Here is an 18,163-nt window from a genome sequence, read left to right as displayed (position 1 = left end):
GGCTCAGAGCAGAAATCGACTACAAGTGTTACTTTCTCCAAATCGTTCAAGGTCTAGCCTATGTCCAAAGCCGGAGTGCAGTTCTCGCGGATACCGCCTCTTCCCTACATTATAGCAAACTTCGGCACAAACGAACAGCCCTTACGCATGTTCAACATCGCCGGAATATACGTTGATCCGTTCGCCGGAAGGCGTCAGCACGATCAGCGCGCCCGAGTCGTCAATCGCCTCGGCCATGCCTTCGATTACGCCCTGACCCGTCGTCGTGCGGATCGGGCGGTGCAGCGACACGCTAAGCGCTTCCCACAGCAGCTTGATCGGCGCAAAGCCTTTCTCGTGATACAAGCGGTACAGCTCTTCGAATTCCAGCAAAAACGCCTGAATCAGCTTTTCCCGGCGCACCTCGGCCCCGGTTTCAATCGCCAGCGACGTGGCAATGCCGCGTAGCTCCTCCGGGTAGTCGGCAGCCAGCAGATTGGCGCTGATTCCGATACCGGCAATCACATACTTCAGCCGCTCGTCTTCACCGCTGCTTTCCAGCAAAATGCCGCTTACCTTCTTCCCGCCGATCAGCAGATCGTTCGGCCACTTGATGCCGATGTCCGCACCGCACACCTGCTGGATCGAGCGGCAGAGCGCCACCGCGGTCAGCAGCGTCAACTGCGGCATGAAGTAGACGGGGATCAGCGGCTTGAGCACCAGACTCATCCAGATGCCCTTGCCGGGCGGCGAGTGCCATTTGCGGCCCATGCGACCGCGTCCGGCCGTCTGCGATTCGGCCAGCACCAGCGTGCCCTCCGACGCCCCCTGGGCGATCAGCGCATGTGCGACAAGCTGCGTCGAGTCGACCTCGTCGTAGATGTGCAGCTTGTGGCCCATCGTCTGCGTGGCCAGGCCTGACAGCAGCTCCGCCGCGCTGAGCTTGGCCGGCTTTTTGAGCAGCCGGTAGCCCTTGCGGGGCGACGCTTCAAATTCGTAGCCAGCCTCGCGCAGCTCGCGAATATGCTTCCAGATCGCGGTGCGCGAGCAGCCGAGCCGACGGCTGAGTTCTTCACCCGATACATACACCTCGGGCTGGGCCTGAAACAGCTCCAATATTCGTTCGTTCATCACGTTATCCTCTCTTTAGAAAGTCCGGTGAACCACCAGTGTCCTCCGGTCGATAGCGGTTTCCACTCGCTGTTGTAGCCGGATTTTCCGATGGAATGACCCCGTTTGGGGTGAAAATCCGTCTACAAAGGCGACCGCTGACGCTGTTCCAACTCCCTATCGACTCTCCGGCCACTTGTTCACCGCACTTTTAGGGCTCTCCATCGCTGTAGCCCAGCTCGGTCGCCGCTTCCAGCAGCGGCGTTCGTTCGTTCGGCAGCTCGCCAAGCGCCGTGCGCAGGAGCAGCGTCTCCAGCAGCCTGCCGAGCCACGGCCCGGGCCGGCGGCCAAGCCGCTCGGCCACATCCGTGCCGGAGACGGCCAGCTCTTTGACGCTGAAGCACGGCACCTCGCGCAGCCAGGTTGCGCCGTGCGCCCGCAGCAGCGGCCCGCAGCGGCGCAGCCAGCCCGCCAGCCAGGGGGCTGGCGGGGCGGCGGCGGATGGCGGCACGGCCGGGGCAGGCGGCGGGCTTGGTGGCGCAGCCAGCGGCACGGCAGGCGGCGGGCTTGATGGCGCGGCCAGCGGCGCGGCAGGCAGCGGGCTTGGTGGCGCAGCCAGCGGCACGGCAGGCGGCGCGGCAGCGCGTTCGCCCGCGCGAGCATCCGGCGGCGCGTCCAAGACGCCGCCGGATGCTTCCAGCGCCTGCAGCACGGCCAGCAGCGCGTAAGCCGCCCGCGCGCCGTACTGCACGGCCGCGCCTTTCCAGACCCGCGCCAGCTCGCGCGGGTCCGCTCCTGCGGCGCCGCCGGGCGGGGCGCCGCCATCATCGGCGGCTGCGCCGGCGCCGCCGCAAGCCCCGGCCTGCTGCTCAGCCAGGCCGAGCACGGCCACGATCGCCTCCGCGTCCGCGCGGGCGAACGTCAGCCGTTGCAGCGCCGCGCGCACCTCGGCCGCCGGCGTTTCCAGCAGCAGCAGGAGCAGCGCCCAGCGCTCCTGCTGCTGCGCAAGCAACGCGACGCCCTCCAGGGCAGCGTCGCGTGCGCGCCAGCGTTCCAGCGGCAGCTCAAGCGGACGCTTGACATGCTGCCACAGGCCGCTGGCGAGCAGCAGGCGCAGCGCACGCGCCGGCGCAACGCCCTCGACCATGCGCTCCAGTTCGCTTCGCACGCGCTCCATCGCCACATGGCGCAGCAAGGGAGCCTGCGCCAGCAGCGCCTGCCACGTCTGCTCCTCGACGCGCAAGCCATAGGCCGCGGCAAAACGCACGCAGCGCAGCATCCGTAACGCGTCTTCGCCGAAGCGCTCGCTCGCTTGTCCGACGCAGCGCAATAGCCCTGCCGCCGCATCGGCCCGCCCGCCGAACGGGTCCAGCAGCTCGCCGCGGGCACTCAGCGCCATCGCATTCATCGTAAAATCACGCCGCTTCAAGTCCTCATTCAAATCGGAAATATAAGCCACCGAAGCCGGACGGCGGTGATCGGTATATTCGGCTTCGGCCCGAAACGTCGTCACCTCGTACACGCCCTCGGGCAAAATAACAGTCACCGTACCGTGCGCCAATCCTGTCGGAGCCGTGCGGGCAAACACCGCCATCACCTGCTCGGGCCGCGCCGACGTCGTAATGTCAACATCCTTGATCGGTCGTCCCAGCACATAATCGCGCACGCAGCCGCCGACCAGATACGCCTCGTAGCCGGCTGCCTCCAACTGTTGCAAAACGAGCAGCGCACCCGAATCGTCCAATGCGGACCTCTCATCTTGCTTCATTCCATTTCAACTCCTGTCCGCAGACTTGCCACCACCGGCGCACCGCTCTCACCCATTCGTCGCTTCCCTGTCGGATCGCTGATGGCTGCCGTTCCCTCGTTCCCAGGACGCCCCTCCAGCCGCTATTCCCGCAGCAACCGCCCTTTCACGCCCCAAAACGGCCGAAGCCGCCCTGCAGCAGCGAAGCGCGCCCTAACGGCTTACGGCTGCTGGCAGAACGACTCCAGATTGCGGTGCGATTCCGGCATCGGACGGCCGAGCACGCGATAATAAATTTCCTCGTATTGCAGCGTCGTCAAATCATTGCAAAACGTCTGCCGCGCCCGGAATAAGCACGCCTCGACGAAACGCTCGTAAAGGCCGGGACTCGTCAGCAGCTCAATCGCATGTCGCGCCATCGTCTCCGTGTCGCCGATATCGGCCAGGAAGCCCGTTTCGCCATGCGTGATCAGCTCGGGAATCCCGCCGGCGTTCGAGCCGATCGTCGGCACGCCGCAGGCCATTGCCTCCAGCGCCACAAGGCCAAAGCTTTCCTTCTCCGACGGCAGCAGCATCACATCGGCCAGCGAGATCACCTGCGCCACATCGTCCTGCTTGCCGCAGAAAATCACGCGATCGGTCAGCCCCAGCTCCTTGACCTTGGCAATAATCCGCGACAGCTCCGGCCCTTCGCCGACAAACAGCAGCCGGCTCGGCACGCGTTCATTCACCTTGGCGAACACGTCCACTACATCCGCTACCCGTTTGACCGGGCGGAAGTTAGAAATATGAATCAACAGCTTTTCGTCGGGCCGCGCAAACTCCCGGCGCAGCTTTTCGACTTCGCGTGGATAATAGACGCGTTTGTCCACAAAATTGTAAGCCAGATCAATGTCGCGATCGATTGCCAGCGATTCCCGCGTCTCGCGGATCAAATCCTTGGACACTGCCGTTACCGCATCGCTTTCGTTGATCGCGTAGCGGATCAGGTCGCTGATCGACTGGTCCTGCCCAAGCACGGTAATGTCCGTGCCGTGCAGCGTTGTGACGACCTTGAGCTTGCTGCCGATCATCTGTTTGGCGAGCAGCGCGCATACGGCATGCGGAATCGCGTAATGAACGTGCAGCAGATCCAGCTCCTGCATCTGGGCGACTTGGGCCAGCTTGCTGGCTAATGATAAATCATAGGGCGGATAGCGGAATACATAGTAATCGCTAACCTCGACCTCGTGATAAAAGATATTTTTATGGAATTTTCCCAAACGAAACGGCATGCTGTGCGTAATAAAATGAACCTCGTGCCCCTTTTCCGCCAGCAGCTTGCCAAGCTCCGTCGCCACCACGCCGGAGCCTCCGAGCGTCGGGTAGCACGTAATTCCGATTTTCAGCTTATCTGTCATGCGGTCTCCTCTTTCTGTGCGCCTCAGCGGAACAAATCGACCGTAAGCGGCTGCTTGGAAACAAAGCCCTCGGCATAAGCGACCATGCGCTTTTGGCCCAGCAGCCGGTCTCGCGCCTCCACCCGTTCTACATAGCCCTGATTGAGCGGCGTGAGCACCACGTCGTTGCCCGTTGCCGCGAATTGCGAGCGGTACGCGCCAAGCGCGGCCAGCTTCGGCTCGTAGCAGCCGGAGACGTCAACCAGCACGTCGGCTTCATAGACATCGTTGATAAAATAAAAATAAAGCTGCTCCACCTGCACCGGCGGAGCCTCCGGCAAATAACGCCGCAGCTTGGCGTTAAATACCGCCTCCTGCACAAGCTGCGAGCAAGCGATATGGTCGGGATGCCGATCCTGCCAATAAGGCGCAAATACGATTTTCGGCTTATGCTTGCGGATTTCCAAGGTAATCCGGTCGATCTGCTCCTTCGTCATCGTCAAGCCGCGATCGGGCAGCCCGAGATTCGTACGCACAGTCAACCCGAGCAGGCTTGCGGCTTCGTCCGCTTCCTGCTGCCGCAGCTCGACCGTACCGTTCGACGACAGCTCGGCATACGTCAAATCGCAAATGCCTACGCGGAGGCCTGCCGCCGTATGCTTGGCAATCGTCGCGCCCATACCGATTTCCGCATCGTCGGCATGCGCGCCAAAAATCAGGATGTCGAGCCCTTCGCTCATGACCAGTCCTCCGGCTTGTATTTGTGCACCAGCTCTCTCCAGGCAAAATCGCCGCGATCTAGCGCCTTGACGAGAATTTCCGCCGTCGCGATATTCGTCGCGCAAGGAATTCCCTGCACGTCGCACAGCCGCAGCAAAGCGATAATGTCCGGCTCGTGCGGCTGGGCCATCAGCGGATCGCGCAAAAAGATGATCAGATCCATTTCATTTTGCGCGACCAGCGCGCCGATTTGCTGGTCGCCGCCCAGCGGTCCCGACATGAAGCGGTGCACGTTGAGCTTCGTGTTGTCCATGATCCGCTGTCCTGTCGTTCCGGTAGCATACAGGGTGTGCCCTGCAGCAAATACATGCTCGTAAGCGACGGCGAAGTTGACCATTTCTTCTTTTTTGCGATCGTGCGCAATCAGTGCAATATTCATGCGTTATTCGCTCCCTAGTCGATAAAATGCTCGAATCCGTAGATCATGCCCTCGTATGTCATCACCTTGCGAATCGCCAGCGCAACGCCCGGCATATAGGAAGAACGCTCGTGCGAATCGTGACGGATTTTGAGCGTCTGGCCCGGAGAGGCCATAATAACTTCCTGCTGCGCGAAAATGCCCGGCAAGCGCACGCTATGTATCCGGAAGCCGTTGTAGAGTCCGCCTCGGGAGCCCTCAATCGTTTCTTCCTCATGCGGGTTGCCCTGACGAATTTCCTCGCGTACCTCCGAAATCATTTCGGCGGTTTTGATCGATGTGCCGGACGGCGCGTCGAGCTTCTGGTCGCCGTGATATTCGATAATTTCCAGATGCGGAAAATATTTCGATGCCTGTGCGGCAAATTTCATCATCAGAATCGCCCCGATGGAGAAATTCGGCGCAATCAGTCCGCCAAGACCGTTTTCCCGGCATTGCTTGTCCAAATCTTCAATTTGCTCCGGGGTAAATCCGGTTGTCCCGATGACCGGACGAATGCCGTGTGTAATCGCCAGACTTGTATGGGCATAAGCCGTCTGCGGCGCGGTAAAATCAACCATGACATCAACGCCGGATTCAACCAGCGCCAGCTCCAGATCGGTATGCATCGCTACGCCGCAAGGCTCAAGTCCGACAAGCCGCCCCAAATCGACGGGGCCGGTGGAGCGGTCCACGCCTGCCACCAGCTCCATATCCGGCTCTGTCAATACCGTTTTTACGACCTCGCGTCCCATTCTGCCGCTTGCTCCAACTACTGCTACTCGAATTTTACGATCCATAGCTCCTGCAATCCCCTTTGTTTATTTGATCTTTTGCTCGTATTTTTTGATCAGCTGCACAGCTGCTTCATGGCCCGGCTCCAGACGGAGCGCCTCTTGCACCGTTTGCAGCGCAGCGGCAAAATCATGGCGTCTGGCGTAAGCTTCGCCAAGAATCAAATACGCCTCAATCGCCAGCGGGTCCAGCCCGATGGCTTGCCGCAGCCGCCAAATCGCCTGCGTGTTGTCGCTTTCGATCTCCTTCTCGGCTTGCTCGACCAGCACGCGAGCCTGCAGCGTTCGCAGATGAAAGCGGTACGGCTCGTAATCCGGCACCAGACGGACAGCCGTTTCGGCATGCTCACAGGCAGCCTGCAGTCTATTGCTTCTCGCGTATGTGATGGACAGCTTGTGATGATAGGCGGCATTGTCCGGCTCGGCGGCTATCGCTTTTTCAAACCATTCAATCGCCTTTTCAAAATCGTGGCTTAATATCGACTCATACGCCTTTTGTATTTCCTGCTCACCCTCCATCTGCCCACCCTCCTCGTCTTACGGGTTCCCTGCGGTCGCGGGGGATGGTACAGTTTATGAAAGTCAGCTGTTTTCTGTGTTTATTTTGGTCCAGCGGTTGGCGTCACGGGTATTGAATTTGTGCATAATCTTGTCGTGCGCTTCCGTCAAATCGATCCCGAGCGAGTTGGCAAAGCAAATGGTGATGAACAAAATATCGCCCAGCTCCAGCTCGATGGAATTGTCCGCTTCCGACTGCTTCTTAGGCTTTTCGCCGAATCGATGGTTGACCTCGCGCGCCAGCTCGCCAACCTCCTCGGACATTCTTGCCAGCATCGCCAGCGGACTGAAGTATCCTTCCTTGAATTGCGAAATATAAGCGTCAACCTCTTTCTGGAGGTCGTTCAGTGTGCGTTCCGCCATGCTCACCCTTCTTTCCTCGAACTGCTGATCGTCACATCATTTCCATGTTATCGCAAACATGAAAAGTTGACAAATTTTTTTGTCGTCAAACACGGTATAATAGGGATATACAACCAGCTATCTGTGCGAATGGAGGGATATCCGATGAAGCGCCTGCAGCTTGCCGACCGGCTGACGCAATGGCTTGCGATTGTACTCGGAACCGCCTTGTATGCGTTTGGTCTGCACTATTTCGTCATTTCCAATGAGCTGATGGAAGGCGGCATTACCGGCATTTCGCTGCTGCTCAACTATGTGCTGGGCATTCCCCCGTCGTGGTCTACGCTGCTGTTGAACATCCCGCTGTTTTATCTCGGTTGGAAAATATTCGGTCGCAGCTCGATGTATTACACCATTTTCGGCGTCATTTCGCTCTCCTTCTTCCTGTGGTTGATGGAGCTGTTCATACGCAAAGGCTGGATCGTGCCGTTTCATACGACCCAGGACTATTTCCTCGTCACGCTGTATGCCGGGCTGACGCTCGGCGCCGGACTCGGCCTTGTGTTCCGCTACGGGGCCACGACCGGCGGCTCGGACATTCTCGCCCGCGTCGGCCACAAGCAACGCGGCTGGAGCGTCGGCCAATCGATCCTGATCATCGATGTGCTCGTCATCGGCTCCTCGCTCCTTTATCTGCCCAAGGAAAAGGTGCTGTATTCGCTGGTCGCCGTGTTCGTGACCTCGCGCGTGATCGATTATATTTCCGAAGGCGCCTATGCAGCGAAAGCGTTTACGATCATCGGCAATCGCGCCGATGATCTGGCGGCTGCGATCACACGCGAGCTGGACCGCGGCGTCACGCTATTCCCGGCACGGGGCGGCTACTCCGGCCAGGACCGGCAGGTCGTCTACTGCGTCGTCTACCGCCACGAAACGCGCCGGCTGCGCGAGCTGATCCGCGCGGTCGACCCTTCGGCCTTCATCATTATCGGCGAGGTGCACGACGTGCTCGGCGAAGGCTTCAAGGCCGAATAGACGCAAGGGCCCGCTCCCGTGCGCGGCGCTTTCTCCTTCGAAAGCGCACCGCCGGAAGCGGGCCCTTGTTGTATGGACGCGGGGCATGCCGTCTAGCCCTCGCGATGGATCTTGACCGGCACGCTGCTGCGGCCGGAGCGGAACATCCGCCAGCCGGCGTAGCTGAGCACGCTGACGATAATAAGGCCGATACCCAGCGACCAAATGATCGGCTGCTTGGGATCCGTCATCGGCAGGTAAGCGGTTGCTTCGGCTTTTTTCATAAATAGCTCATCCACTGTACGCTGCAAATGCTCAATGCCGTCTTCCAATTGCGCCTGCGGCAGCGGCTCGGCCCGCAGTCCGCCGCGCAGCGCGGTCAGCAGTGAATCGAGCTTTTCGACGTCAGACGGTGAACGACTGATCAGCAGCGCGGGATGAATGACCGACACATGCTGCGAGAGCGTTTCATAGCCGCTCCAAGCTGCCGGCTGCTTGCCCGCTTTCACCGCTTGGTCGAGCGCGCCGATATCATTCTGCAGCACCTTGTAATACTGCAGCCACATCGGCTGGTTGTCGTGCGTTAACGCATCGGTAGCCAGCCGAATTTTCGCCACAGCCACTTGGCCCGCCTCTGGCGAGAAACGAACGGCGTTAAACACCCGCTTGGCTTGCGTGACGCTTTCGGTCAGCGCGTTCATGCCTTCAACCGACGTCATGCCGTCAAACCGAATTTGCGTGATCTCGTCGCCCAGCTGCAGCAGCTTGCCGCGCGCCTGCTCGACCTGACCTGCCATCGCCAATTTATACATGTCATCGGCCAGCCGGTTCAATTGCTCGACGCTTTTCACCTGCTGCGGATCGGCTTTACCCGCCTGCCCACCGGCGACGCCCGCACTGCTGCATCCCGCAGCCAGTCCGAACGCAAGCAGCAGCGGCAGCAGCAAGGCCAGCCGTCTAATCGTATCGCTTTTCACGAACATGGGACATTCCCTCCTTCCTCACCATCATATGGAGGATTGTCCCGGTTTAGACCAGCTAACGAAGCCGCTTGCTGCGGGTGCGAGAAATCACAAATACGCCGCCAATAAGCGTCCCGACAACGCTCAGTCCGATCGTAAATAACTCAATGCGTGGCAGGTCGGGAATCAGCACATCGCTCAGCCAAGGATACACCCCGCGCTGATAATCCATAAAATCATTCCAGAACATCCAGCCAGCCGCGAGCGCCAGCGCGCCCCAGCCGAACCGGAACCAGCGGGCAAACAGCAGCCCTTCAACAGCCATTGTGAAATGAGAGCCCATCAGCATCCAGCCCTCCCAGCCCACCGCTCCGCCCTTTGCTGCTTCGGCGACGATCATCGCGACGGCCCAGATGCCGTATTTAAACAGCGTTACCACAGCCAGCGCTTCGATCAAGCCGCGCAAGAGCGAAATCCGGCTGGCAGCCGGCTCCGGGCTGTACGGCGAACTGCTTCTACGCTCCAGCAGCAAGATCAGCAGCGCCAGCGTAAAGAACAGGCTTGCCGTCGGACTATCCGGTACAAACGGCACATACCAGAGCGGAAAGTTGTCCACCGTATACTCCAACTGCTGCCCATACCAAGCGTACCCGTATATCGTGCCGAGCAAGTTACAAACGAGCAGCAGCCCCAGCACCGCTTTATTCAACAAAAACGCCCGGCTCCAATAATAGGATACCGCTAATCCGTCCTGCACCTGTTGCCCTCTCCCTTCGCCTTTGAAAAAAGCCTGACCGCGTTTGCGGCCAGGCTTGTCATCCATCTTATTCGGCTTTCTTCTGTCTGGACAGCCAATCGGCGAGCTTATCGATATCTGCATCTGTTAAGCCTTTGTCAATGTTCGCTTGGTATTGAGCGCCCATGTTGCCTTTGCCGTTTTTGACGATACCCAGAATCTCATCCTTCGAATGTTTGTCGCCAACACCGAGCAGTGCCGGTATGCCGGAGGATGGCATCCCTTTCAGGTTGCCGCCGTGACAAGAAACGCAGGTTGCTTTTTTGTAAATTTCCGCACCCGGATCGTCGGCTGCCACAATCGCTGCTGCTTTCGTGCTTGTCTTGGCTCCGCCTCCGCCGCTTGCGCTTCCTTTGGCGGCCTGCAGCTCTTCCTCGCGTTTGATATGCTCTGGAATGATGTTTTTATCAGCCAGCTCATGCTCGTAATGCGCCCAAGATGTGTACGTCAGGTACGTACAAGCAATCAGCGAAAGGATCATCAGGGAAGATGCAATCGGACGCTTGTAGAAGCGACGCTCTTTGCCCGAATCCAGAAACGGAGCGAGCAGCAAGCCGCCGAACAGCAGGCCCGGTACAACAACCGTACCCAATACGACGTATTGGTCGGAGGTGTATGGATATTTCAGCAATTGATACATGAAAAGAAAGTACCAGTCAGGCATTGGAATGAACTGGGTGTTTTTAGGATCGGCCGGATACCCGAGCGGAGCCGGGTCGGACATGACCAGAACCAGAATACCGACGAGAACTACGACGGCAACCATCCATTCTTTAAGCAAAAAGTTAGGAATAAACGCTTCGGATTTGCCCGGATACGACGAGTAATCTCGAGGAAGCGGTCTATGTGTTTTCTTAACGACGCGGGAATCCCCGACGTAAACAACTTTTTCGTCTGATTTATGACCGTGCGCCACTACAGTGCCCTCCTTTCAATTATAGCGGTCCGGAAATACCTTGTTTCCGAATCATAAAGAAGTGACCGGCCAGCAGCATCAACAGGACGCCCGGCAGGAAGAATACGTGAATTGCGAAGAAGCGGGTCAGCGTTTGCGCGCCTACGATTTCGCCGCCTTGCAGCAAGGTCTTGATGTAATCGCCCAGATACGGCACGGAAGCGGCAATCTTGATCCCTACTTGCGTTGCGAAGTAAGCTTTGTTATCCCACGGCAGCAGGTAGCCGGTGAAGCCCAGACCCAGCATGACGAAGAAAATGAGCATTCCGACAACCCAGTTCATTTCACGAGGCGCTTTGTAAGAGCCGGTAAAGAACACGCGCAGGGTATGTAAGAACATCATCACGATAACGAGACTTGCGCCCCAGTGGTGCATACCGCGCACGATGACGCCAAATGCAACCTTGTGCTGCAGATAGTCGACGCTCGCATAAGCGTTGATAATATCCGGCGTATAATACATCGTCAGGAACATGCCGGACAAAATTTGAATGACGGTGATGAAAAACGTCAAGCCGCCAAAGCAATAAACGAACGCAGAAAAGTGATGGGCCGGGTTAACGTGCTCGGGAACTTCATGGTCCGCAACGTCCCGCCACATCGGCGTAATATCAAGACGTTCGTCAATCCAGTTGTACATATTTTTAAACATCTGATCGTAACGCCTCCTTATGCTCTCGTATTGGCATGAAGCGGGCCCAGATACACAAAGCCGTTTTCAACCTTTACGTCGTACTCGTCAAGCGGTTTCGGCGCTACGGCCAAGTTCTTGCCGTCTTGCGTATAGTGCGCGCCGTGACAAGGACAGAAGTATTGATTCTTGTACTCCGGATTGTCATTCCAGTTTACCGTACATCCCAAGTGCTTGCAGGTCGGATTCAAAGCGAAGATTTTGCCGTTGCTGTCTTTCGAAATCCACGCTGCGAGCTCCGGATCGCTTTCGTACCAGCCATCAACCTGATGAATCTGGAACGTAAACGACTTAGGCTCCGCCGTGATTTGACTTTCTTCAACAACCTTTACCCAATCCGATTCCTTCTTAGGTTGAAGAACCGGATCGACAGCAAATCTGAGCATCGGTACGAGCATACCGGCTGCCATAAATCCTCCAGCGCCACCCAGGGTGTAGGAAAGAAACTGACGTCGGGACATTTCGCGCTTTGTTCCCGGCTTCTTCCCATGCTGCTCCTCATTGATCTTGTTGTGGTCACTCATTCTCAGTCTACCCCCCTACATTGGCCGACGTCCGAAAGACGGACGATGCAAACCTATATCACGTGTCGTTCGACATTACACTACATATAACTAGGACATTACCTATAATAGCCTACGACCTCAAGGGCGTCAAGGATTCGGACGCCGTTTTAAACCAGTGAAATCCAAGGCTTCGGACAAATTTTAACCAAATTGTCACAACTGCCGGAAAGGCCGAAGAAGCCGGTTGCTTCCTTATCCTGCACAATTTTTTTTCCAAAAATACACCGCTTCCGAAACTCTTTAACGCCCTCGCCACAGCTGCTGGATGCGGTTGGCCGCTTCGGCCTTCGCGCCCGTCCGATCCCCCGCCAGCTGCGCCGGATCGACATAAATCAGCAAATCCGCATGCTCCACCTGCCAGCTTGCCGCTGCCTGGTCCGACGTCACGATCACAACGTAGGCGAAGCCTCCGTCCTTCAGCTCCCTGCACACCTCGTCAGCTTGATCTTCAGCTGCGGCTGTCCGGCTGTAATGCAGCGCCGGGTACGTGACGACGCGTCCTTTATAGGGAAGCTCCAGCAGCTCCAGCACATCTGCCAGCTGCTCCAGCGCCCCTGTCGTCCGCCAGGGAGCTTCGGCTCCGCTCAATCCGGTAACCGGGAGCAGACACGTATCCAGATACGGCCGCAGCCCTTCCCACTCTTCCTCTTTTATATCGCTGAACTTCATCGTGCGTCTCCCCTATCATGTGTGAAAATGCGGCTGCTTATGTAGCTTGCTCCAATCTATTTGCTACTTTATCGGCTTCCTCCTTCGCTGTCAATCGGATGCGGAAACGGACAAAAAAAGACTGCTTCGTCTGGCCGGACGAAACAGTCCCTTTCGATACTCAAATGCGGAGCAACGAACACGTCAACCCTGGGCTTGTAATGTTTTCAGCTCGGAAGTCAGGGCCAGGAACGTCGCTTGATCTCCCTTGGCCAGAGCACTGTCAATCTCTTCGTAAAGATGTTTCTCTTTATGATTGCGAATAGCCTGATCCCAGACCATTTCGGCGAAAAGAGCCAGCAGCGCATCGTTGGATACATTCATTTTTCCCATAGGACCTACCTCCAAAATGTTGTCCGCGGTTTGTCTGGAGCTCTGCTCTGCACGAATGCATGTCAGTTGCCTAGTAAAAGTATATGATGGTACCGCGTGTTCTTGCTTAGCCGATGCTCATGCTTCATCATATTCACATCGATTAGCTCCGTTTACGTGCAACAGCCCGATTGCTGCCGATTGTGTCTTTACCCAGTTGATAGACTTATAGACTGCTGTCAAAAACGTCCTGCGGACCGGGGGCCAGCGTCACCTTGTCCTCTTCGGCCACATAAGTGCCGCGGATGATTTCGCTGCCCAGCTTCGTGATCCGCACGACCTGAGCTTGCCGCTCCGCCTCGCCGATCCGCAGCAGGCCCAGATGCATCATCATTTGCAAAATCCGCTGCTCGAAAATCGACTGCGCCGTGTCGTAATAAAACGGCTTGATCAGCTCGCCCAGCACGCCGCCAAGCGATTCCGCCGTTACCCATCCCTGAGTCAGCCTCTCCAGCCACTGGACGATCGACTGCAGGTTCGGAATCGGATTTTTGTAAAGCCGCAGCCAGAAGCGGTATAGCTGAGCATTGTTTTCCTTCCGCCCCTCCGCGACGCGGGCTTGCCCTTCCTCCGTCAGCGTCAGCTTGCGGTCGCTCTCGGCAATCAGCCGGTGATAATAGCAATAGTCATAGATGAACGACAGCCGGTTCGGATATTCCTTGAACATCCGGCCGTAGCCGAAGCGCCAGGCGCCTTTGGCCACCATTTCCTCACCCACCGACATCGTATCGAGCACCTGCTGCAGCTGTCTTTTATACATCGTGCCTTCAGCCGTCAGCGGAATGTCGCCGTGCTGCGCTATAAAGCGCAAAAATTGCAGCGTATCGTCAACGATCAGTTGCTGCTCGTCCCGATACACCTCCGGCTCGGGACCGGCCGCAAGCCGTTCCCGGAACCCTGCAGCCAACACGTCGCAGAACCGCCGCTTTAAATCTTCCGGCACCTGAAACAAATACTTCGTCTGCTGCGAGTAGCCGTTAAACAGCCAGCCGTGCCGCTTGAACTTGCCAATCGTGTCGCGCGGATTCCAGCCGCCGTCATCCTTCTCCTGAAACCGCGTCTGCTTGGCGCGCGCCGTCAGCTCCTCCAGACTGAAGGAATTCCGCGAATCGAACAAAAGTGAATTCAGAAACCGGACATCCTCTACCTGCAGATTGCGCACATATCTCTCAAAAATGTCCCTGCGGCCTACCGTATTCAAGATCGACTGAATCAGTTCGTTTTTGGAATGGCCGTTGCATTCGCATTCGTAGGTCAGCGCAATGCGGCTGAGTTCGTGGATGTCGCTGTAACAAAGCATGTCCGCCAAATTCATTTCCATCGGCGATCCCTCCTTGCTTGACGAAGCCGGAGCAGCTTCGCCGTTTTCTAGTAACCATTATGGGAATTTTTCCCGAAAATATTCCATGTGCTATTAATAAAGCGGCAGAGTCGCGCAAAAAAAACCGCTCTCCTGATTGGAGAGCGGACGTTGATTTTCAAACTTCCTGTAAATGAGTTAAGCAATTGTAGAGCTCGACCTGCCATTGTTCTGCCTTGCGCTGCACAATCGTCAGCGAAGCGTTTCTGAGAAAATCTTCACGCTCGAGCTTCCAGCCGCGCAGCACCTGAACGATAAAGCCGCCGTGCGACACGACCAGCACCCGCTTTGCCGGCGCTTCCGCCGTCAAATCAGTGAGAAAATCGAGCCAGCGGCTCCAAACCGCCGCATCGTCTTCGCCGCCGGTCGCTTGCGCTTTCTTGCGCCAGTCGTCGCCCCAGCGCTCCAGCCGCTCGGCCAGCGTTGTGCCCTCCGCGTCGCCGAAGCTGCGCTCGCGCAGCCGAGCGTCGGTGCCAAGCAGCGGAATGCCCGACTCGCGGGAAATGATTTCCGCGGTTTCCCGCGCCCGCTTCAAATCGCTGGCCAGAATGCCCGACCAAGCTTCGCCGCGCAAGCGAACGCCAAGCCGCCGTGCCTGCTCGCGGCCTTCATCGGCCAGTTCCGTATCCAGCTGCCCCTGCAGCTTGCCCTGCTGATTCCACACGGTGCTGCCGTGGCGGATCAAGCCAATCGTCGTCATAACGGATGCATCCTCCTTCCAGATATTCCGGCAATACCGGCTGCAGAAAATGAAAAATGCTCCTGTTCGGAGCATTGTGACTAGTCAAGCTTTCGTACGCGACAGCCAATTCATGACCAGCATCGTCGCAATGAGGCCGAGAATGGAAACCACGAGCAAATAATGCGGATACGAATGAATCGGGCCCACCTGAAAACGCAGCGGCTCCATAATCCCCGGGCTCACGCTCGCGACCGCGCTGCCCAGCTCGTGGCCGTTCATCGACTCCGACGAGTTAAGCGCCTGAGGGTCCTGCAAATCAAAGATGGAGCTGTCGGCAGACGCCATCGTCGGTTCCGGTGCGCCGTCATACACAATCGAGAACAGGAAGCTGAACATGAACAGGGCCAGGCAAAAGGCGATGACGGCCGTCAGATTGCGGCGCAGCGTAAACGAGATCGCATACATTCGCTCCGGAACCGGAATCCGCCAGGACTCGTCCTCATAGATGCGGCTCATCACCTTGCCGGAGACGTTAGGCACGGCGCTTGGCAGCGCTTCCTCCAGTGATGCGGTGCGAATCAGCATGGTGCTTTCTTCCCATATTTGAAATTCCTCGGCGCACTCCGCACAGGATCGGATATGCTTGTCGACCGCAGCACGCCTGAGGTCATTATCGGGCAAATCCCAATAAGTCCCAAAAAGGTCCTGAATGTCACTACACTTCATCGTTGATTCATCCCTTCATACTCTTCGAATATCGGCTCGCTGAAATAAGGCTCCAGCTGAGATTTCACGGCCGCTCTGGCGCGAAACAGCAGCGATTTGACCGAACTGACGGTTTGCCCGAGAATATTGGCAATCTCCTGGTAATCCAGCTGATCGTATTCGCGTAAAATCAGCGCGGAGCGCTGCTTCTCCGGCAAGCTGTTAATCGCTTCGCGGACCATCGTTACCTTCTCGTTGCGAAGCACCGTTTGCTCCGGCATCGCTTCGAACGACGCGTGCGGCGTGTGGCCGCTTTGCTCCAGCGACACCTGCACGCTTTTATTTTTGCGCAGCTCACTTAACACCGTATTGCGGGCGATCGTGTACAACCATGTCGAGAACGACGCTTCGACCTCGCGAAAGGAGTGCAGACTGCGATAAGCTTTGTAAAACGTCTCATTGCACAGATCCTCCGCAATCGCTTCCATCTGTGCGCTCTTGAGCATATGAAAAATGAAGGCCAGGATTTTACGCTCGTAACGACGCATCAGCTCGTTGTACAACTGAACGTTTCCATCCTTGATTTCACGGATCAACTGGGAATCGGTCATTACGCGGCGGCCCTCCTTGCGACTGGCGGTTCATGTTCCGGGCTGCTCATACATGTTGTACGGCAGCAGGGGCGAAAAGTTGCGGTTAAGAAACCAATTTTCATTTAAAAAAATGCGTATCTATTATGGTTCTGGCTAAACCGCGAAATTCCTGCTAATTTCGACAGCCTTTTGAAAAAAGTTGCCCGATTTGATCGTCGGTTTCAGACAACGACGCCCGGCCACTGCTCATTATATTGCAGAAGGCTCACGAATATGGCTGGTTGGACAAAAAAATTCCGCATGGCATAGCTGCCCTGTGCCCTGAACGCACGAACGGCTCCCGAATGATTCGGGAGCCTGGGAACAATTCGATGCATCCGGACGGCAAACAAAAAAAACACCACTCAAAAGAGTGGTGAGCATCGATCAGATGCTATAGTAATCGGATAGGAGTGGAGAGAAACCATACTGTACTTTTATTATATGTATACGTTTACAATTTGTCAACGCTTTTTTTGAAAACGGTTACGAGTGATTTTGGAGCGCTTTCAACGCTTGCAAGCGGTCTAGGCAATCTGAATGATTCTAGCATTTTGACAGAGCGGGTATGTAGTAGTGAATTCAGCAATAGCCTTTTTCATTTGTTCAAAAGATTCGCCATAAAAATATAAGGCTGTCTCCGTATCCCCCTGCCAGAATCGTTGGGCTTCTCCAGTGTAGTCGATTAATCTTGAAATTTCCGACAGCACCACATTCGAATCGCATTCCCTATACACATCATCGGGAAGATGAATGCCATCCAAATAAATACCTATTCCTTCTTTTTTCCCAAAATTGATCTGAACCCCGCTTCTTTCCAAAGTTACGTGTGAGCCGTAGGGTGCGCCAGCTTGCTCAAGAAAATCAATCAACTGTTGAATAATCTTTTCTTCATTATTACCACTGTAAATCAGCACTTCAATATTACAAAACATGATTTCACCCGACTCCTCCAGCATCGTTCCCCCGCCAATCACTTCTCCCCATTTATGCGATTTCAATAAATCGTCAAGCGGATCTTCGTATACATCTCCTCTATCCATCGGTCTAATTTTGTCATTGAGTTGAATCACAACAACGGAACCTGTTTTGGGTTTGTTGCCTAGTATTTTCTTAATCAGTTTATTGAACATGTTTGGTTCCTTTCTTACTAAAATTCATCCCGATGGTTTATCATATAGGCAAATTGTAAATCATGTATATGATCATTGTAAGCGAAAAATTGACGATCCAAATCGTTAAGCGCATCTACCTGTTCTTCCATTAACTCATCTTCCTCCGGTTCATTTCGACCGTCATTTGTTGGGCCGTTTTTGTAAATACGGATGGATTTCTCAAGCAAAGAAGCCGTATGTTCGGCGTTAATTATTTTCAAGGCTTGAACGGTTTCATATGCATATTTCCCGCTGCTATTAAAGAGATACTGACTGAATCCCCCATTATTCATTTCACCTTCGAAAACGCCAAGCAAATAAATCATTCGTTCAGCACTCGATAAAGCATCCATACGCTGTCCATACGCGCACTTATCCATGATGATCTGCAATACATTTAAGAGGAGATCGTCGTCTTTGCCTTCTAATAATCTCGTAAGGTATTCCTTCATAATATATGATTCCTCCTTCATGCGCTCG

General features: G+C 56.0%; 22 protein-coding genes and 1 pseudogene. 1 reads left to right on the top strand and 22 read right to left on the bottom strand.

Going from position 1 to position 18,163, the window contains the following annotated elements:
- Positions 1-141: 141 nt before the first annotated feature.
- From B5M42_RS15705 to B5M42_RS15670, 8 genes are all read right to left on the bottom strand, one after another.
- Complete coding sequence (locus tag B5M42_RS15705) at positions 142-1,110, bottom strand: biotin--[acetyl-CoA-carboxylase] ligase (RefSeq protein ID WP_134750234.1); 969 nt, start codon at positions 1,108-1,110, stop codon at positions 142-144.
- Positions 1,111-1,300: 190 nt separating this feature from the next.
- Complete coding sequence (locus B5M42_RS15700) at positions 1,301-2,857, bottom strand: CCA tRNA nucleotidyltransferase (protein WP_230632942.1); 1,557 nt, start codon at positions 2,855-2,857, stop codon at positions 1,301-1,303.
- 200 nt (positions 2,858-3,057) lie between these two features.
- Positions 3,058-4,236, bottom strand: coding sequence for an N-acetyl-alpha-D-glucosaminyl L-malate synthase BshA (bshA, locus tag B5M42_RS15695; RefSeq protein ID WP_134750232.1), 1,179 nt, complete (start codon positions 4,234-4,236; stop codon positions 3,058-3,060).
- A 23-nt stretch (positions 4,237-4,259) separates the two neighbouring features.
- Complete coding sequence (bshB1, locus tag B5M42_RS15690; RefSeq protein WP_134750231.1) at positions 4,260-4,955, bottom strand: bacillithiol biosynthesis deacetylase BshB1; 696 nt, start codon at positions 4,953-4,955, stop codon at positions 4,260-4,262.
- Positions 4,952-5,374: a methylglyoxal synthase gene (locus B5M42_RS15685; protein WP_134750229.1), complete on the bottom strand. Its 423-nt coding sequence runs from the start codon at positions 5,372-5,374 to the stop codon at positions 4,952-4,954. Before B5M42_RS15685 ends, bshB1 begins: the two co-directional genes overlap by 4 nt.
- Positions 5,375-5,388: 14 nt before the next feature.
- Complete coding sequence (gene dapB, locus B5M42_RS15680) at positions 5,389-6,192, bottom strand: 4-hydroxy-tetrahydrodipicolinate reductase (RefSeq protein ID WP_134750227.1); 804 nt, start codon at positions 6,190-6,192, stop codon at positions 5,389-5,391.
- Positions 6,193-6,213: 21 nt separating this feature from the next.
- Positions 6,214-6,705, bottom strand: coding sequence for a tetratricopeptide repeat protein (locus tag B5M42_RS15675; protein ID WP_134750225.1), 492 nt, complete (start codon positions 6,703-6,705; stop codon positions 6,214-6,216).
- Between the two features lie 63 nt (positions 6,706-6,768).
- Positions 6,769-7,107, bottom strand: a complete 339-nt coding sequence (locus tag B5M42_RS15670; RefSeq protein ID WP_134750223.1) for a nucleotide pyrophosphohydrolase — start codon at positions 7,105-7,107, stop codon at positions 6,769-6,771.
- A 144-nt stretch (positions 7,108-7,251) separates the two neighbouring features.
- Between B5M42_RS15670 and B5M42_RS15665 the strand changes: the two genes are divergently transcribed.
- Positions 7,252-8,121 (top strand): YitT family protein, encoded by an 870-nt coding sequence (locus tag B5M42_RS15665; protein WP_134750221.1) that lies wholly within the window; start codon positions 7,252-7,254, stop codon positions 8,119-8,121.
- Positions 8,122-8,213: 92 nt separating this feature from the next.
- Here B5M42_RS15665 and B5M42_RS15660 read toward each other — a convergent pair whose 3' ends face one another.
- The 14 genes and pseudogenes from B5M42_RS15660 to B5M42_RS15600 form a co-directional block, all read right to left on the bottom strand.
- Positions 8,214-9,083 carry a sporulation protein YpjB gene (locus tag B5M42_RS15660; protein WP_134750219.1) on the bottom strand — a complete coding sequence of 290 codons (870 nt, stop codon included), beginning with the start codon at positions 9,081-9,083 and terminating at the stop codon, positions 8,214-8,216.
- 55 nt (positions 9,084-9,138) lie between these two features.
- Positions 9,139-9,819 (bottom strand): DUF1405 domain-containing protein, encoded by a 681-nt coding sequence (locus B5M42_RS15655; RefSeq protein ID WP_230632941.1) that lies wholly within the window; start codon positions 9,817-9,819, stop codon positions 9,139-9,141.
- A 67-nt stretch (positions 9,820-9,886) separates the two neighbouring features.
- Positions 9,887-10,774: a c-type cytochrome gene (locus tag B5M42_RS15650; protein ID WP_134750215.1), complete on the bottom strand. Its 888-nt coding sequence runs from the start codon at positions 10,772-10,774 to the stop codon at positions 9,887-9,889.
- Between the two features lie 19 nt (positions 10,775-10,793).
- Positions 10,794-11,465 (bottom strand): menaquinol-cytochrome c reductase cytochrome b subunit, encoded by a 672-nt coding sequence (gene qcrB / locus B5M42_RS15645; RefSeq protein ID WP_134750213.1) that lies wholly within the window; start codon positions 11,463-11,465, stop codon positions 10,794-10,796.
- Positions 11,466-11,482: 17 nt separating this feature from the next.
- Entirely contained in the window at positions 11,483-12,028 is a 546-nt protein-coding gene (locus tag B5M42_RS15640) for a ubiquinol-cytochrome c reductase iron-sulfur subunit (RefSeq protein WP_134750211.1), read from the bottom strand.
- 282 nt (positions 12,029-12,310) lie between these two features.
- Entirely contained in the window at positions 12,311-12,739 is a 429-nt protein-coding gene (locus tag B5M42_RS15635) for a DUF2487 family protein (protein WP_134750209.1), read from the bottom strand.
- A 183-nt stretch (positions 12,740-12,922) separates the two neighbouring features.
- On the bottom strand, positions 12,923-13,111 hold the full coding sequence (locus B5M42_RS15630) for an IDEAL domain-containing protein (RefSeq protein ID WP_134750208.1): 189 nt from the start codon (positions 13,109-13,111) through the stop codon (positions 12,923-12,925).
- 205 nt (positions 13,112-13,316) lie between these two features.
- Positions 13,317-14,465: a hypothetical protein gene (locus B5M42_RS15625; RefSeq protein ID WP_134750463.1), complete on the bottom strand. Its 1,149-nt coding sequence runs from the start codon at positions 14,463-14,465 to the stop codon at positions 13,317-13,319.
- Positions 14,466-14,628: 163 nt separating this feature from the next.
- Positions 14,629-15,210: a histidine phosphatase family protein gene (locus B5M42_RS15620; RefSeq protein ID WP_134750206.1), complete on the bottom strand. Its 582-nt coding sequence runs from the start codon at positions 15,208-15,210 to the stop codon at positions 14,629-14,631.
- Between the two features lie 84 nt (positions 15,211-15,294).
- Positions 15,295-15,777 (bottom strand): zf-HC2 domain-containing protein, encoded by a 483-nt coding sequence (locus B5M42_RS15615; RefSeq protein WP_230632940.1) that lies wholly within the window; start codon positions 15,775-15,777, stop codon positions 15,295-15,297.
- Between the two features lie 42 nt (positions 15,778-15,819).
- Positions 15,820-15,918, bottom strand: a pseudogene (locus B5M42_RS25590) (anti-sigma factor family protein); the annotation flags it as partial.
- Positions 15,915-16,508: an RNA polymerase sigma factor gene (locus B5M42_RS15610; RefSeq protein WP_134750202.1), complete on the bottom strand. Its 594-nt coding sequence runs from the start codon at positions 16,506-16,508 to the stop codon at positions 15,915-15,917. The gene B5M42_RS15610 and the pseudogene B5M42_RS25590, both read right to left, overlap by 4 nt.
- A 548-nt stretch (positions 16,509-17,056) precedes the next feature.
- Complete coding sequence (locus tag B5M42_RS15605; protein ID WP_134750200.1) at positions 17,057-17,662, bottom strand: hypothetical protein; 606 nt, start codon at positions 17,660-17,662, stop codon at positions 17,057-17,059.
- A 17-nt stretch (positions 17,663-17,679) separates the two neighbouring features.
- Complete coding sequence (locus B5M42_RS15600) at positions 17,680-18,135, bottom strand: DMP19 family protein (RefSeq protein ID WP_167689646.1); 456 nt, start codon at positions 18,133-18,135, stop codon at positions 17,680-17,682.
- Between the last annotated feature and the right edge of the window lie 28 nt (positions 18,136-18,163).

Origin of the sequence: Paenibacillus athensensis, from assembly GCF_004514475.2 — a bacterium.
GTDB lineage: Bacteria > Bacillota > Bacilli > Paenibacillales > NBRC-103111 > Paenibacillus_AL > Paenibacillus_AL athensensis.
Note: the sequence above shows the minus strand (reverse complement) of the source record. Positions and strands in the feature narration are given on the sequence as shown.